The 15,401-nt window shown below is 70.8% G+C and carries 11 protein-coding genes; 3 read left to right on the top strand and 8 right to left on the bottom strand.

Annotated elements, in window-relative coordinates:
* Positions 1-37 precede the first annotated feature (37 nt).
* On the bottom strand, positions 38-649 hold the full coding sequence (locus OG406_RS29280) for a TetR/AcrR family transcriptional regulator (protein WP_081216672.1): 612 nt from the start codon (positions 647-649) through the stop codon (positions 38-40).
* 15 nt (positions 650-664) lie between these two features.
* Positions 665-1,456, bottom strand: a complete 792-nt coding sequence (locus OG406_RS29275) for an SDR family oxidoreductase (protein WP_329188614.1) — start codon at positions 1,454-1,456, stop codon at positions 665-667.
* 187 nt (positions 1,457-1,643) lie between these two features.
* Between OG406_RS29275 and OG406_RS29270 the strand changes: the two genes are divergently transcribed.
* Both OG406_RS29270 and OG406_RS29265 read left to right on the top strand, forming a co-directional pair.
* On the top strand, positions 1,644-2,789 hold the full coding sequence (locus OG406_RS29270; RefSeq protein ID WP_329188612.1) for an acyl-CoA dehydrogenase family protein: 1,146 nt from the start codon (positions 1,644-1,646) through the stop codon (positions 2,787-2,789).
* A complete protein-coding gene (locus tag OG406_RS29265; RefSeq protein ID WP_329188610.1) occupies positions 2,789-3,787 on the top strand; it encodes an acyl-CoA dehydrogenase family protein in 999 nt (332 codons plus the stop codon). Before OG406_RS29270 ends, OG406_RS29265 begins: the two co-directional genes overlap by 1 nt.
* Here the strand turns inward: OG406_RS29265 and qcrB are convergent.
* The 3 genes from qcrB to OG406_RS29250 all read right to left on the bottom strand — a co-directional run bounded on the left by qcrB (position 3,762) and on the right by OG406_RS29250 (position 6,841).
* On the bottom strand, positions 3,762-5,387 hold the full coding sequence (gene qcrB, locus OG406_RS29260; RefSeq protein ID WP_266849085.1) for a cytochrome bc1 complex cytochrome b subunit: 1,626 nt from the start codon (positions 5,385-5,387) through the stop codon (positions 3,762-3,764). The genes OG406_RS29265 and qcrB overlap by 26 nt on opposite strands.
* 183 nt (positions 5,388-5,570) lie before the next feature.
* Positions 5,571-6,125, bottom strand: a complete 555-nt coding sequence (locus OG406_RS29255; protein ID WP_266612906.1) for a HutD/Ves family protein — start codon at positions 6,123-6,125, stop codon at positions 5,571-5,573.
* Positions 6,122-6,841, bottom strand: a complete 720-nt coding sequence (locus OG406_RS29250) for a vWA domain-containing protein (protein ID WP_329188607.1) — start codon at positions 6,839-6,841, stop codon at positions 6,122-6,124. The genes OG406_RS29255 and OG406_RS29250 overlap by 4 nt, the downstream gene beginning before the upstream one ends.
* Positions 6,842-6,999: 158 nt before the next feature.
* Here OG406_RS29250 and OG406_RS29245 point away from each other — a divergent pair, with 158 nt between their 5' ends.
* Positions 7,000-7,899, top strand: coding sequence for a chitosanase (locus OG406_RS29245; RefSeq protein ID WP_329188605.1), 900 nt, complete (start codon positions 7,000-7,002; stop codon positions 7,897-7,899).
* A 183-nt stretch (positions 7,900-8,082) separates the two neighbouring features.
* Here the strand turns inward: OG406_RS29245 and OG406_RS29240 are convergent, their stop codons facing one another.
* The 3 genes from OG406_RS29240 to OG406_RS29230 all read right to left on the bottom strand — a co-directional run bounded on the left by OG406_RS29240 (position 8,083) and on the right by OG406_RS29230 (position 15,221).
* Entirely contained in the window at positions 8,083-9,543 is a 1,461-nt protein-coding gene (locus OG406_RS29240; RefSeq protein WP_081216679.1) for a glutamate synthase subunit beta, read from the bottom strand.
* Positions 9,536-14,128 (bottom strand): glutamate synthase large subunit, encoded by a 4,593-nt coding sequence (gltB, locus tag OG406_RS29235; RefSeq protein WP_329188603.1) that lies wholly within the window; start codon positions 14,126-14,128, stop codon positions 9,536-9,538. The genes OG406_RS29240 and gltB overlap by 8 nt, the downstream gene beginning before the upstream one ends.
* A gap of 361 nt (positions 14,129-14,489) precedes the next feature.
* Entirely contained in the window at positions 14,490-15,221 is a 732-nt protein-coding gene (locus OG406_RS29230; protein ID WP_329188602.1) for a VIT1/CCC1 transporter family protein, read from the bottom strand.
* Positions 15,222-15,401 lie beyond the last annotated feature (180 nt).

Raw genomic sequence — 15,401 nt, 5'->3', positions numbered from 1 at the left:
GACGACTCCCTCGCGAGGATGAGTGGTTCGCGTGCGGCTACGTGCGGACGGAGATCCCGTCGAGCACCATCGACAGGTACTGCCGGGCGATCTCCTCGGGACTGTGCTGACCACCGGGCCGGTACCAGGACGCGGCGACCCACACGGTGTCCCGGACGAAGCGGTAGGTCAGCCGGATGTCGAGGTCGGCGCGGAAGACCTCGGCGTCGACGCCGCGTTCCAGCGTGCTCAGCCAGGCCTTCTCGAAGTTGCGCTGCGACTCGGCGAGGAACGCGAAGCGCTCCTGGACGGCGAGGTGGCGGGCTTCCTTCTGGTAGATCGCGACGGCCGCGCGGTGCCGGTCGATCTCCCGGAAGGACTCGGTGACCAGGGCCTCCAGGGTCTCGCGGGGGCCGAGTCCGGCTTCCAGGACGGTGTCGTAGCCGTCCCAGAGCTCGTCGAGGAAGGTCCGCAGGATCTCCTCCAGCATCGATTCCTTGGAGTCGAAGTGGTAGTAGAGACTGCCCGCGAGCATTCCGGCCTCGTCCGCGATCTTGCGGACGGTGGTGGCGTTGTAGCCCTGCTCGGCGAAGACCTCGGCGGCGGTGCCGAGCAGTTCGCGGCGGCGCTCCGGAGTGGCGGTCACCTGGGGCTTCTTCTTGGTAGGCACACGGTCATTGTCGTCCTATGCGTGCTGGCTGCTCACGGACACGACCTCGCCGGTGAGATACGAGGAGTAGCCGGAGGCGAGGAACACGATCACGTTGGCGATCTCCCAGGGCTCGGCGTACCGGCCGAAGGCCTCGCGGGCGGTGAGTTCCTCCAGCAGTTCGGGCGTGGTGACCTTCACGAGGTGGGGGTGCATGGCGAGGCTCGGCGAGACCGCGTTGACCCGGACCCCGTACGCGGCCGCCTCGATCGCCGCGCACCGGGTGAGCGCCATGACGCCGGCCTTCGCGGCGGCGTAGTGGGCCTGCCCGGACTGGGCCCGCCAGCCGACGACGGACGCGTTGTTGACGACGGCCCCGCCCCCGCCCTGGTCCCGGAGCCTGCGCAGGGCGGCCCGGGTGCACCGGAACGTGCCGTTCAGGGTCACGTCCAGTACGCGGGACCACTGCTCGTCGGTCATGTCGACGAGAGCCGATGTCCCGCCCAGGCCCGCGTTGTTGACGACGATGTCCAGGCGGCCGTGCAGCCGGACGGCGGTGTCGAAGAGGGCCTGGACCTGGTCCTCGTCGGTGACGTCGCAGGGCAGTGCGGCGACCCGGGCGGCACCGAACTCCCCGGCCAGGGCCGCGGCGGTCTCCTTGAGCCGGCGTGCGTGCGCGTCGCTGATCAGGACGCGCGCGCCCTCCTCCAGGAACCGGCGTGCGGTGGCGCCGCCGATGCCGGCCCCGGCCGCGGCGGTGATGACCGCGGTTCGGCCCTGCAGCAGCCCGTGTCCGGGGACGTACGCCGGACTCTCGACGTCGCTCATGACCCCAAGCTAACCTACCAAACACTTGTTAGGGAAGCGCCGCGTCACCCGGCGAAGCCCCCGTGCCCCCGCCGGCGCAGGCACAGCCAGAGCCGCAGTCGCAGTCGCAGCCGCAGTCGCAGTCGCAGCCGCAGCCCGCAGTCGCAGTCGCAGTCGCAGTCGCAGCATCAGCCGAGAGGTGAAGCCGATGGATCTCACCCCCTCCCCCGCCGACGAGGCGTTCCGCGCCGAGGCCCGCACCTGGCTGGGCGCGCATGTCCCGACGGTCCCGCTGCCCTCGCTGGAGACCGAGGAGGGCTTCGCCGCGCACCGCGTCTGGGAGGCCGAACTCGCGGCGGACCGCTGGTCGGTGGTGTCGTGGCCCGCGGCCTACGGCGGCCGGGACGCGGACCTGATGCACTGGCTGGCCTTCGAGGAGGAGTACCACGCGGCGGGCGCGCCGGGCCGGGTCGGGCAGAACGGGATCAGCCTGCTCGCGCCGACCCTCTTCGACCACGGCACCGCGGAGCAGCGGGCGCGGGTGCTGCCACCGATGGCGACGGGCGAGGTGGTCTGGGCGCAGGCGTGGTCCGAGCCCGAGGCCGGTTCCGACCTGGCCTCGCTGTCCTCGCGCGCGGTGCGGGTGGCCGGCGGCTGGCGGCTGAACGGGCAGAAGACCTGGTCGTCGCGGGCGGCGTTCGCCGACCGCGCGTTCGGCCTGTTCCGCAGCCAGCCCGGCCTGCCGAAACCCCATCAGGGCCTGACGTACCTGATGTTCGACCTGCGCGCGCCCGGCGTCACCGTGCGTCCCATCGGCCGGCTCGACGGGAAACCGGCGTTCGCGGAACTCTTCCTGGACGACGTGTTCGTCCCGGACGAGGACGTGATCGGCGAGCCGGGGCAGGGCTGGCGGGTCGCGATGTCGACGGCGGGCAACGAACGGGGCCTGACGCTGCGTTCACCCGGCCGCTTCCTCGCGGCCGCCGACCGGCTGGTGGCACTGTGGTGCGACGTCGGCGACCGGGCGGACCGGGCGCTGCGCGACCGGGTGGCGAACGCGGTGATCGGCGCCCGCGCCTACCAGTTGTTCACGTACGCGGGTGCCTCCCGGTTCCTCGACGGGGAGGGCGTCGGTCCGGAGTCGAGTATGAACAAGGTGTTCTGGTCCGAGCTCGACATCGCGCTGCACGAGACGGCCCTCGATCTGCTCGGCGAGGGCGGCGAGTTGGCGGACACGGCGTGGTCCGAGGGGTACGTCTTCTCGCTTGCGGGGCCGATCTACGCGGGCACGAACGAGATCCAGCGCGACATCGTCGCCGAGCGGCTGCTCGGCCTTCCGAAGGGGCGCCGCTGATGCGTTTCCTGCTCGACGACGAACAGCGTGCCTTCGCCGCCTCCCTGGACGCGATGCTGTCCGCCGCGGACACCCCGTCGGCGGTGCGGGCCTGGGCCGAGGGCGATCGCGCGCCCGGCTCGGCCCTGTGGTCGCGCCTCGCCGAGGCCGGGGTCTTCGCGCTGGCGGTACCGGAGAAGTACGAAGGTGTCGGCCCCCTCCCAGTCGAACTCGTCGTGGCTTACGTGGAGTTGGGCCGCCACGCGGTACCGGGTCCGGTGGTGGAGACGGTGGCGGCGGCCGCTCTGCTGAACGGTCTGGGCGAGCGCGGCGAGACCGGGCCCGCCGAACGGCTGCTGCCGGGGCTGGCCGCGGGCGGGAGCGTCGCCACGCTCGCCATGGACGGCGGGTACGCGCTCGACGCCGACGCGGCGACCGTGCTGCTCGCCATGGAGGGCGAGAGCCTGTACCGGGCGTCCGGTCACGGCCCCGTGCGCGCGTCCATGGACCGCGCCCGGCGCCTGGCCCGGCCGGAGGCCGGCGGCGAACTCCTGGCGCGCGGGCCGCAGGTCGTCCGCGCCGCGCGGGACGCGGTGACGTGGGCGCGGCTCGCGACGGCCGCCCAGGCGCTCGGCGTCGGCCTCGCTCTCCTCGACCGGACCGTCGCGTACGTCGGGCAGCGCACCCAGTTCGGTGTGCCCGTCGGCTCGTTCCAGGCGGTCAAGCACCGGTTGGCGGACGCGAAGATCGCCCTGGAGTTCGCCCGCCCCCTGCTGTTCGGAGCCGCCCTGTCGATGACGCCCGCGGACGTGGCCGCCGCCAAGGTCACGGCGGTCGAGGCGGCGTACGCCACGGCGCGGACCGCGTTGCAGCTGCACGGCGCGATCGGCTACACCGCCGAGTGCGACCTGTCGCTCTGGCTCACCAAGGCGCGCGCCCTGCGCACCGCGTGGGGTACTCCGGCCGAGTGCCGGGAGCGGGTGCTGGCCGGTCTCAGTGGTGATCGTCCCCGCTCGTGATCTCCCGGTACTCCTCGGCCGTCGGTTTCGGGACGTGGGCGGCGGGACCGTGGAGACCGCGCGCCAGCCGGGCCCGCAGCCGCCGGGTGGGACCGGCCCGGCGGGCCACGCCGTTCGCGTCGACCAGCCGGCCGACCTCGAAGGGCGGTGCCTGCTCGTGCTGGGTGAGGGTGAACCGCTGCGCCGGGGTGAGGGGTTCGTGGACCTCGACGTACTCGCCGTGCGGGAGCCTCTTGATGGTGCCGGACTCCCGGCCGTGCAACACCTTGTCCCGGTCGGCGCGTTGCAGTCCCAGGCAGACGCGTCGCGTGACGACGAAGGCCAGCGCGGGTCCGGCGAACACGCCGACGCGGACGAACCAGGTGATCGCGTTGATCGAGAGGTGGAAGTGGGTGGCCCACAGGTCGTTGCCGCCGCCGACCAGCAGGATGGCGTACAGCGTCAGCCAGGCGACGCCGAGCGCGGTGCGGGTGGGGACGTTGCGCGGCCGGTCCAGGATGTGGTGCTCGCGCCGGTCGCCGGTGATCCACGCCTCGATGAACGGGTAGACGGCGATGGCGGCCATGATGAGCGGGAACAGCGAGAACGGGATGAAGACACCCAGCTGGAGGGTGTGGCCGAAGGCGTTGATCTCCCATCCCGGCATCACCCGGATCAGTCCCTCGGAGAACCCGAGGTACCAGTCGGGCTGGGCGCCTGTGGTGACCAGGTCGGGGCGGTAGGGCCCGAACGCCCACACGGGGTTGACGGTGGCGATCGCGCCCATGATCGACAGTACGCCGAAGACCAGGAAGAAGAAGCCGCCGGCCTTCGCCATGTAGACGGGCATGAACGGCATGCCGACGACGGACGTCTGGTTCTTTCCGGCCCCCGGGTACTGCGTGTGCTTGTGGTAGAAGACCAGGATCAGATGGGCGACGACCAGCCCGAGCATGATGCCCGGCAGCAGCAGCACGTGGATCGGGAAGAACCGCGGGATGATGTCGTGCCCCGGGAACTCGCCGCCGAACAGGAAGAAGGAGATGTACGTCCCGACGACCGGGATGGAGAGGATCGCGCCCTGCGCGAAGCGGACGCCGGTGCCGGAGAGCAGGTCGTCCGGGAGCGAGTAGCCGGTCAGCCCGGTGAGCAGTCCGAGCATCAACAGGGTCCAGCCGAACAGCCAGTTGACCTCGCGCGGCTTGCGGAACGCGCCGGTGAAGAACACCCGCATCATGTGCACGAGCATCCCGGCGAGGAAGACCAGCGCCGACCAGTGGTGGATCTGCCGGATCAGGAGTCCGCCGCGCACGTCGAAGCTGATGTCCAGGGTGGACTCGTAGGCCCTGGTCATGGTGATGCCGTTCAGCGGCTCGTACGAGCCGTGGTAGACGACCTCCACCCCGCTGGGCTCGAAGAACAGGGTGAGGTAGACGCCCGTGATGATCAGGACGATGAAGCTGTAGAGGCAGACCTCGCCCAGCATGAACGACCAGTGGTCCGGGAAGACCTTGCGCATGTTGGCCTTGGCCAGCGAGTAGATCCCGAGCCGGCCGTCGGCCCAGTCCGCCAGCCGCTCGCCTTTGGCCGTCTCGGCCCGCCGCCCCTCACGCACGCTCATACGCAGCCCCCTCGGCCCCAGGGTGCCACGCCCTCCCCGCCAAGCCAACGGTGCGTCGCCACTGGGGAGTTGATGCGACCAGAAAGGGCCGAGTGACAGCCCCTCCGGCGCTTGAGGAGCGGGGGTCCGGGGGCAGCGCCCCCGGGAACGGGACGGGAAGGGGCGGAGGGGGCGAAGAAACGTCTACGCGTCCACCCGGATCACCGCGACCGGCCCGGCCCCCCGGAGAGTCACCGGCTGCGCCGTCAGCACGGCGGCGTCGTAACACCCCAGGGACAGCCCCGCCAGCTCCGCGGAGGAGCCGAGTGCCACGACCAGTACGGCCGGCCCCGCCGGGACGGCCACCCCGTCGCCGGGGAGCAGGACCTCGACGCCCGGCGCCACCGAACCACCCCGGTTCCACATGACGTTGAGGTTCACGACAGGCCCCCCGAGCAGCCGGCACCCGGTGGGCAGGTCACCGGGAAAGCGCTGCGGAACGTACCGGGTGTCGACGAGCCGGCGCGCGTCCCCGACCGTCAGGTCCATCCCGGCGCCCTCGACCATGGTGAGGATCCGGTCCACGCCGGCGAAGGCGGAGAAGGGCCCGTCCGCGCGGACGTCGGCGAGGCTGACCCGCCACGCGAAGCCGGACATGTCCGCGCCCTCGGGACGGACGAGGATCTCCCGGGTGACTCCGCCGCCGTTCTTCCAGGGCACGGCGGTCCGCCCGGCGGCGGGCAGGAGTTGGACGCTCACGTGAGGATCCCCTGGGCCCGGGCGGCGGCCAGCCACTGCGGGAACTCCGCGACGAGCCGGTCGTACAGCTCCCCGTCGGTCAGCTTCCGCGGCTCCGAACCGACGTGGAAGAACCCGGCGTTGTCGACGGCCCGCTTCTGCGGGACGGCCAACTCGTCCAGCCTGCGCAGGAATTCGAACTGCTTGCTGGCGGGGTCACCGAACCCTATGAACTGCCAGAACAGCGGAAGCCGGGCCGCCTTGCACACGTAGCGTTCGGCGGCGAGCTTGTTGATCGGTCCGCCGTCCGTCTGGAAGACGACGAGAGCGGGCTCCTTGGAGCCGCTGTCGAGGTAGTGGTCGATGACCGCGTCCATGGCGAGGTGATAGCTGGTCTTGCCCATATGGCCCAGCCCGGCCACGATCCGCTCGATCCGTCCGTCGTGGTTGTCGAGCGCGATGTCGGTGACGGCGTCCACGTCGGTGGAGAAGAAAACGACGGGGACGGTGCCGTCGTCGTCGAGGTGGGCGGACAGCCCGAGCACCCGGTCGGCGAGGGCCTGCACACTGCCGTCCTTGTAGTAGGGCTTCATCGACCCGGAGTAGTCGACGACCAGGTAGACGGCGGCCCGTTGCCCGCTCAGCCCGTGCTTGGTGAGGGAGACCCCGGCGCTCTTGTACAGGTCGACGAGCGCGGGCGCGGTCTCCTCGACCTTGGTCAGGCTGATTCCGGCCATGCGGGGGCTCCCGTCGTACGAGGGTTGCGGTACGCCGAGGTTACGTCACGGCCCCGGGCCGGGACGGTGCCCACCGGGGCGGGTGCGCGCGTGAACTTCGGGTGCGGCACACCCGTACGCCGTCCCCGCGCGCACCGTCCCTGCGTACCCTGTCCGTCATGAAACGTGCGGGTTTCCTGTTATTGGCGGTTGTTCCGGTCCTGGTCACGACAGCGGTGTACTGCGCGCTGCCCGAGCACCCGGCCAGAGCCGATGCCGGGCCGTCCGCGCCGGCGTCGCGGCAGGCCACCGGGCGGTCCGGAGCGACGGCCGAGCGCGGCACGGACGACCGGAGGGCCGCCGCCGTGCCGGCGGGTCTCGCGGCCCCCGGCAAGAAGGAGCTGGCCCAGCAGTTGGTGGCCAGTGCCGAGAACTCGACACTCGACTGGCGTGAGGCGTACGCCTATGTCGAGGACATCGGTGACGGCCAGGGGTACACGGCGGGCGTCATCGGCTTCTGCACCGGCACCCACGACCTGCTCACGCTCGTGGAGTCCTACACGAGGAAGCATCCGGACAACGGGCTCGCCCGCTACCTCCCGGCGCTGCGCAGGGTGGACGGGTCGGACTCGCACGAGGGCCTGGACCCGGGCTTCCCGGCGGCCTGGCGCCACGAGGCGACGGTGCCCGCGTTCCGCGCGGCGCAGGACGCCGAGCGCGACCGGGTCTACTTCGACCCCGCCGTCCGGCAGGCGCGGCGCGACGGCCTGGGCACCCTCGGCCAGTTCATCTACTACGACGCGATGGTCATGCACGGCCCCGGCACCGGCGACTACGGCTTCTACGGCCTGCGCGACCGTGCGTTGCGCGAGGCGGATCCCCCCTCGCGGGGCGGCGACGAGAAGGCGTACCTCGACACGTTCCTGGACGTGCGCCGCGCGGCGATGCGGTCCCGGGACGCGCACCGCGACACCACCCGCATCGACACGGCGCAGCGCGTGTTCCTGCGCGAGGGGAACCTCGGTCTGGACACGCCGCTGGTATGGAAGGTGTACGGCGAGACGTACCGGGTGCCCTAGTCCGGTGGCGTCCGCGCGAACACGGCGGCGTGGGGCCGCCGTTGTGCGGGCATGCGGCGGCGCCTGCCAGGTCGTCCGGTCGGGGACAGGGAGGCAGGCGCCGTCTCGTGTTCCGCACGCCATTGTGCGGGACGTTCTTGAGTGACCGTCGGGTCACGCGATCGGGGTCACCGATCCGCCGGGTCAGACCATCAGCGAGCGGTCCGTCGGGCGGATCGGGGCGGGCAGGTCGCTCGCTCCGGTGAGGAAGCGGTCGACACCGCGGGCGGCCGAGCGGCCCTCCGCGATGGCCCAGACGATGAGGGACTGGCCGCGGCCGGCGTCACCGGCGACGAACACGCCGGGCACGTTGGTCGCGAAGTCGGCGTCGCGGGCGATGTTGCCGCGCTCGTCGAGCTCCAGACCGAACTGGGAGACCACGCCGTTCTCGACGTCGGTGCCGGTGAAGCCCATCGCCAGCGTGACGAGCTGGGCGGGGATCTTGCGCTCCGTGCCCGGCTTCTGGGTCAGCTTCCCGGCGACGAACTCGACCTCGACGAGGTGCAGCCACTGGACGTTGCCGTCCTCGTCGCCCTCGAAGTGGGTGGTGTTGACGGAGTAGACCCGCTCACCGCCCTCCTCGTGCGCGGAGGTGACCTTGTAGAGCATCGGGAACGTGGGCCAGGGCTGGCCCGGGTTCCGCTCCTCGCCAGGCTGCGGCATGATCTCCAGCTGCGTGACCGAGGCCGCGCCCTGACGGTGGGCGGTGCCCACGCAGTCCGCGCCGGTGTCGCCGCCGCCGATGACCACGACGTGCTTGCCCTCGGCGGTGATCGGGGGCGCCACGAAGTCACCCTCCTGCACCTTGTTGGACAGCGGGAGGTACTCCATGGCCTGGTGGATGCCGTTCAACTCCCGCCCGGGGGCGGGCAGATCACGGGCGGTGGTCGCACCGGCGGCGATGACCACGGCGTCGTACCGCTTACGCAGGTCCGTCGCCTTGAGGTCGCGGCCGATCTCGACGCCCGTGCGGAAGCGGGTGCCCTCCGCGCGCATCTGCTCGATGCGGCGGTTGATGTGCCGCTTCTCCATCTTGAACTCGGGGATGCCGTAGCGCAGCAGGCCGCCGATGCGGTCGGCACGCTCGTACACGGCGACCGTGTGGCCGGCGCGGGTGAGCTGCTGGGCGGCGGCGAGGCCGGCCGGGCCGGACCCGATGACGGCGACCGTCTTGCCGGAGAGGCGCTCCGGGGCCTGGGCCGCGACACTGCCGCTGTCCCACGCCTTGTCGATGATCGAGACCTCGACGTTCTTGATGGTCACGGCGGGCTGGTTGATGCCGAGCACGCACGCCGACTCGCACGGGGCCGGGCACAGGCGGCCCGTGAACTCCGGGAAGTTGTTCGTGGCGTGCAGTCGCTCGGACGCGGCCTGCCAGTCCTCGCGGTACGCGTAGTCGTTCCACTCGGGGATCAGGTTCCCGAGCGGACAGCCGTTGTGGCAGAACGGGATGCCGCAGTCCATGCAGCGCGATGCCTGCTGGGAGATGATCGGGAGCAGCGAGCCCGGAACGTAGACCTCGTTCCAGTCCTTGACGCGCTCCTCGACCGGCCGGGAGGTGGCGACCTCACGGCCGTGGTTCAGAAAGCCCTTGGGATCAGCCATTGGTCGCCGCCTCCATCATCTTCTCGGTGATCGCGGACTCGTCGAGTCCGGCTCGCTCGGCGGCGTCCTTGGCGGCGAGCACTGCCTTGTACGTGCTGGGGATGATCTTGCTGAAGCGCTCCACGGCCACGGGCCATTCGGCGAGCAGCTTCTCGGCGACCGTCGAGCCGGTCTCCTCGGCGTGGCGGCGCACGACGTCGTGCAGCCACTGCCTGTCGGTGTCGTCGAGTTCCTCGACGGCGTCCACGTTGCCGACGTTCACGTTGTCGCGGTCGAGGTCGATGACGTAGGCGACGCCGCCGGACATGCCGGCCGCGAAGTTGCGGCCCGTCTCGCCGAGGACGACCGCGTGACCGCCGGTCATGTACTCGCAGCCGTGGTCGCCCACGCCCTCGGAGACCACCGTCGCGCCGGAGTTGCGGACGCAGAAGCGCTCACCGGTGCGGCCGCGCAGGAAGAGCTCGCCGCCCGTCGCGCCGTACGCGATGGTGTTGCCCGCGATGGTCGAGTACTCGGCGAGGTGGTCGGCGCCCCGGTCGGGACGGACGATCACCCGGCCGCCGGAGAGGCCCTTGCCGACGTAGTCGTTGGCGTCGCCCTCCAGGCGGAGCGTGACACCGCGCGGCAGGAAGGCGCCGAAGGACTGGCCCGCGCTGCCGGTGAAGGTGATGTCGACGGTGTCCTCGGGCAGGCCCGCGCCGCCGAACTTCTTCGTCACCTCGTGGCCGAGCATGGTGCCGACCGTGCGGTTGATGTTGCGGATCGCGACCTGGGCGCGGACCGGCTGGGCGTCGGTCGCGGAGTCCGCGGCGAGCGCGTCGGCGGCCAGCTTGATCAGCTCGTTGTCGAGCGCCTTCTCCAGACCGTGGTCCTGCTCGATGACCTGGTGCAGCGCCGCGCCCTCGGGCAGTTCGGGCACGTAGAAGAGCGGGGACAGGTCCAGGCCCTGCGCCTTCCAGTGGGTGATGGCGCGCTCCACGTCGAGGTTCTCGGCGTGGCCGACGGCCTCCTCGATGGTGCGGAAGCCCAGCTCGGCGAGGATCTCGCGGACCTCTTCGGCGATGAACTTGAAGAAGTTGACGATGTACTCGGCCTTGCCGGCGAACCGCTCGCGCAGCACCGGGTTCTGCGTGGCGATGCCGACGGGGCAGGTGTCCAGGTGGCAGACGCGCATCATGACGCAGCCGGAGACGACGAGCGGCGCGGTCGCGAAACCGAACTCCTCGGCGCCGAGCAGCGCGGCGATGACGACGTCGCGGCCGGTCTTGAGCTGGCCGTCGGTCTGCACGACGATGCGGTCGCGCAGGCCGTTGAGCAGCAGGGTCTGCTGGGTCTCGGCGAGGCCGAGCTCCCAGGGGCCGCCCGCGTGCTTGAGGGAGGTGAGCGGCGAGGCGCCCGTTCCGCCGTCGTGGCCGGAGATGAGGACGACGTCCGCGTGGGCCTTGGAGACACCGGCGGCGACCGTGCCGACGCCGACCTCGGAGACCAGCTTCACGTGGATGCGGGCCTGCGGGTTGGCGTTCTTGAGGTCGTGGATCAGCTGAGCCAGGTCCTCGATGGAGTAGATGTCGTGGTGCGGCGGCGGGGAGATCAGACCGACACCCGGTGTGGAGTGACGGGTCTTGGCGACCCACGGGTAGACCTTGTGGCCGGGCAGCTGGCCGCCCTCGCCGGGCTTGGCGCCCTGGGCCATCTTGATCTGGATGTCGTCGGCGTTGACGAGGTACTCGCTGGTCACGCCGAAGCGGCCGGACGCCACCTGCTTGATGCTGGAGCGGCGGGCCGGGTCGTACAGCCGGTCCGCGTCCTCGCCGCCCTCACCGGTGTTGGACTTGCCGCCCAGCTGGTTCATGGCGATGGCGAGGGTCTCGTGCGCCTCCTTGGAGATGGAGCCGTACGACATCGCGCCGGTGGAGAAGCGCTTGACGATCTCGGAGACGGGCTCGACCTCGTCGAGGGGGATCGAGGTGCGGTCCGAGGTGAAGCCGAACAGGCCGCGCAGCGTCATGAGGCGCTCGGACTGCTCGTTGACCCGGTCCGTGTACTTCTTGAAGATCTCGTAGCTGCCGGAGCGCGTCGAGTGCTGGAGGCGGAAGACCGTCTCGGGGTCGAACAGGTGCGGTTCGCCCTCGCGGCGCCACTGGTACTCGCCCCCTATGTCCAGGGCGCGGTGCGCGGGCGCGATGCCGGAGGCCGGGTAGGCCTTGGCGTGCCGGGCGGCGACCTCCTGGGCGATGATGTCGAGGCCGGCGCCGCCGATCTTGGTGGTGGTGCCGTTGAAGTACTTCTCGACGAAGGCCCGCTCCAGGCCGACGGCCTCGAAGACCTGTGCGCCGCGGTAGGAGGCGACGGTCGAGATGCCCATCTTGGACATGACCTTCAGGACGCCCTTGCCGAGCGCGTAGATCAGGTTGCGGATGGCCTGTTCGGCCTCGATGCCCTGGAGGAAGGTGCCGGCGCGGACGAGGTCCTCGACGGACTCCATCGCGAGGTACGGGTTGACGGCCGCGGCGCCGAAGCCGATGAGCAGGGCGACGTGGTGGACCTCGCGGACGTCGCCGGCCTCGACCAGCAGGCCCACCTGGGTGCGCTGCTTGGTGCGGATGAGGTGGTGGTGGACGGCCGCGGTGAGCAGCAGCGACGGGATCGGCGCGTGCTCGGCGTCGGAGTGGCGGTCCGACAGGACGATCAGCCGGGCGCCGTTCTCGATGGCGGCGTCGACCTCGACGCAGATGTCCTCGATCCGGGCGGCGAGCGAGTCGCCGCCGCCGGAGACGCGGTAGAGGCCGGAGAGGGTCGCGGCCTTCATGCCGGGCATGTCGCCGTCGGCGTTGATGTGGATGAGCTTGGCCAGCTCGTCGTTGTCGATCACCGGGAAGGGCAGGGTGACGCTGCGACAGGAGGCGGCCGTCGGTTCGAGGATGTTGCCCTGCGGGCCGAGGGAGGAGCGCAGGGAGGTGACCAGCTCTTCGCGGATCGCGTCCAGCGGCGGGTTGGTGACCTGCGCGAACAGCTGGGTGAAGTAGTCGAAGAGGAGGCGCGGGCGCGCCGAGAGCGCGGCGATCGGCGAGTCGGTGCCCATCGAGCCGATCGGCTCGGCGGCGGCCTTGGCCATCGGCGCGAGGATGATGCGCAGCTCTTCCTCGGTGTAGCCGAAGGTCTGCTGGCGGCGGGTGACCGAGGCGTGGGTGTGCACGATGTGCTCGCGCTCGGGCAGGTCGGAGAGCTCGATCTCGCCGGCCTCCAGCCACTCCGCGTAGGGCAGGTCGTCGGCGAGGCCGGCCTTGATCTCGTCGTCCTCGATGATGCGGTGCTCGGCGGTGTCCACGAGGAACATGCGGCCGGGCTGGAGGCGGCCCTTGCGGACGACCTTGGCGGGGTCGATGTCGAGGACGCCGACCTCGGAGCCGAGGACGACGAGGCCGTCGTCGGTGACCCAGTAGCGGCCGGGGCGCAGACCGTTGCGGTCGAGGACCGCGCCGACCTGGGTGCCGTCGGTGAAGGTGACGCAGGCCGGGCCGTCCCAGGGCTCCATCATCGTGGCGTGGAACTGGTAGAAGGCGCGGCGGGCCGGGTCCATGGAGTCGTGGTTCTCCCACGCCTCCGGGATCATCATGAGCACGGAGTGCGGGAGCGAGCGGCCGCCGAGGTGCAGGAGTTCGAGCACCTCGTCGAAGGAGGCCGAGTCGGAGGCGTCCGGCGTGCAGACGGGGAAGATCCGCTCCAGGCCCTTGTCGCCGAACAGATCCGAGGCGAGCTGGGACTCGCGGGCCACCATCCAGTTGCGGTTGCCCTTGACCGTGTTGATCTCGCCGTTGTGCGCGACGAAGCGGTACGGGTGGGCGAGCGGCCAGCTCGGGAAGGTGTTGGTGGAGAAGCGGGAGTGCACGAGCGCGATCGCGGAGGCGAAGCGGCGGTCGGACAGGTCCGGGAAGAAGGGCTCCAGCTGGCCGGTGGTCAGCATGCCCTTGTAGACGATGGTCCGCGCGGACAGCGACGGGAAGTAGACACCGGCCTCGCGTTCGGCGCGCTTGCGCAGCACGAACGCGGTGCGGTCGAGGGCGATGCCCTCGCTCGCGTTGTCGCTCACGAAGATCTGGCGGAAGGCGGGCATCGTCGAGCGGGCGGTGGCGCCGAGGAGTCCGGGGGCGACCGGGACCTCGCGCCAGCCGAGGATGGTGAGGCCCTCTTCGGCGGCGATCGTCTCGATCCGTGAGACGGCCTCGTCGGTGCCGTCCTCGGGCAGGAAGGCGATGCCTACCGCGTACGCACCGGCTGCGGGAAGTTCGAAATCGGCCACCTCGCGGAAGAAGGCGTCCGGGACCTGGGACAGGATGCCCGCACCGTCGCCCGAGTCGGGCTCGGAGCCGGTGGCACCGCGGTGTTCCAGGTTGCGCAGAACGGTGAGCGCCTGCTCGACCAGCGCGTGGCTCGCCTCACCGGTGAGGGTGGCCACGAAGCCGACGCCGCAGGCGTCGTGCTCGTTGCGGGGGTCGTACATACCCTGGGCAGCAGGGCGAGCATCCATGAAGGACCACTTCTGGCCGTTCACGGAGTGCTGGGACGGCTGGCGCGGCGTACGCATCGGCTCTCCCGTCGTCGTCGTGGCATATGACTGATGCCGAGGGACGACGTTGGCCCTCTGCTGGGTGCAAAATTTCGTGCAGGTTACATGATGGAGCGGTTCTCGGGAACCGGATACTTCGTTCCAGCATGCGGACACCGCGGGGGTTGCGGCGGCACCGCGCTCGGCGGTGGAAGATATGGGGCCTCGACGGACAGATCGTTGCTCGTCGGACCTGGTCGCGGCAGGCTTCGTGGCCTGTCACGGGGTGCTGCGCAGGCGTCATTGCCTGCGGTGCTTACGGCTCATTCCCAGTGGTCAAGTAATCGAAACCGCTGAGTAACAACTACTTATGCAGTCCCTTGCATAAGCGCTCGTCGCGTCATCCTACGGCCGTACCGAACAGGCTGCCCAGGGCGTACGTCACACCGGCCGCGGCACCGCCGAGAGCGAGCTGCCGCAGCCCGCTGAACCACCAGCTGCGGGCGGTCACCTTGGCGACCACGGCGCCGCACCCGAAGAGGCCGATCATCGCGAGCAGCAGCGCGGGCCACAGGGCGGTCGCGCCGAGCAGGAACGGCAGGACGGGCAGCAGGGCGCCCAGGGCGAACGCGCCGAAGCTGGACACGGCGGCGACGGTCGGGGAGGGCAGGTCGCCCGGGTCTATGCCGAGCTCCTCGCGCGCGTGGATCTCCAGCGCCTGCTCGGGGTCGCGGGAGAGCTGCCGGGCGACCTCGCGGGCCAGCTCGGGCTCGACGCCGCGGCCCTCGTACAGCGCGGCCAGCTCGCGCTCCTCGTCCTGGGGGTGCTTGCGCAGCTCCCGGCGCTCGACCTCCAGCTCCGCCTGGACGAGCTCGCGCTGCGAGGCGACCGAGGTGTACTCGCCGGCTGCCATGGAGAAGGCGCCTGCCGCGAGGCCGGCGAGTCCGGCGATGACGATCGTCTGGTGCGAGACGTTCCCGCCGGCCACGCCGGTCATCAGCGCGAGGTTCGAGACGAGGCCGTCCATCGCGCCGAACACGGCCGGGCGCAGCCATCCGCCGTTGACGTCGCGGTGGGTGTGGTTGTCGCGGTGCGCCTCGTGCAGCGTCGCCTCGGTCTCGATGATCGCCACGGTGGTCCCCCTGAAAGCTTGATTGGACGTCTTCCACTTTTTGACAACCCCAAAAGTACGCCGCGCCATTCCATCCCGCCAGCAAGGAAAGGCTGCGCTAACCTGGGGCTTTACCCTTTTCCGCTCATCCGTGGCATGACATGCACAGATGTCGACCGGGTGACAGTGGGGCGCGCGAGG

Source organism: Streptomyces sp. NBC_01428, assembly GCF_036231965.1.
Taxonomy (GTDB): Bacteria; Actinomycetota; Actinomycetes; order Streptomycetales; family Streptomycetaceae; genus Streptomyces.
This window is presented reverse-complemented; position numbering and strand designations above follow the sequence as displayed.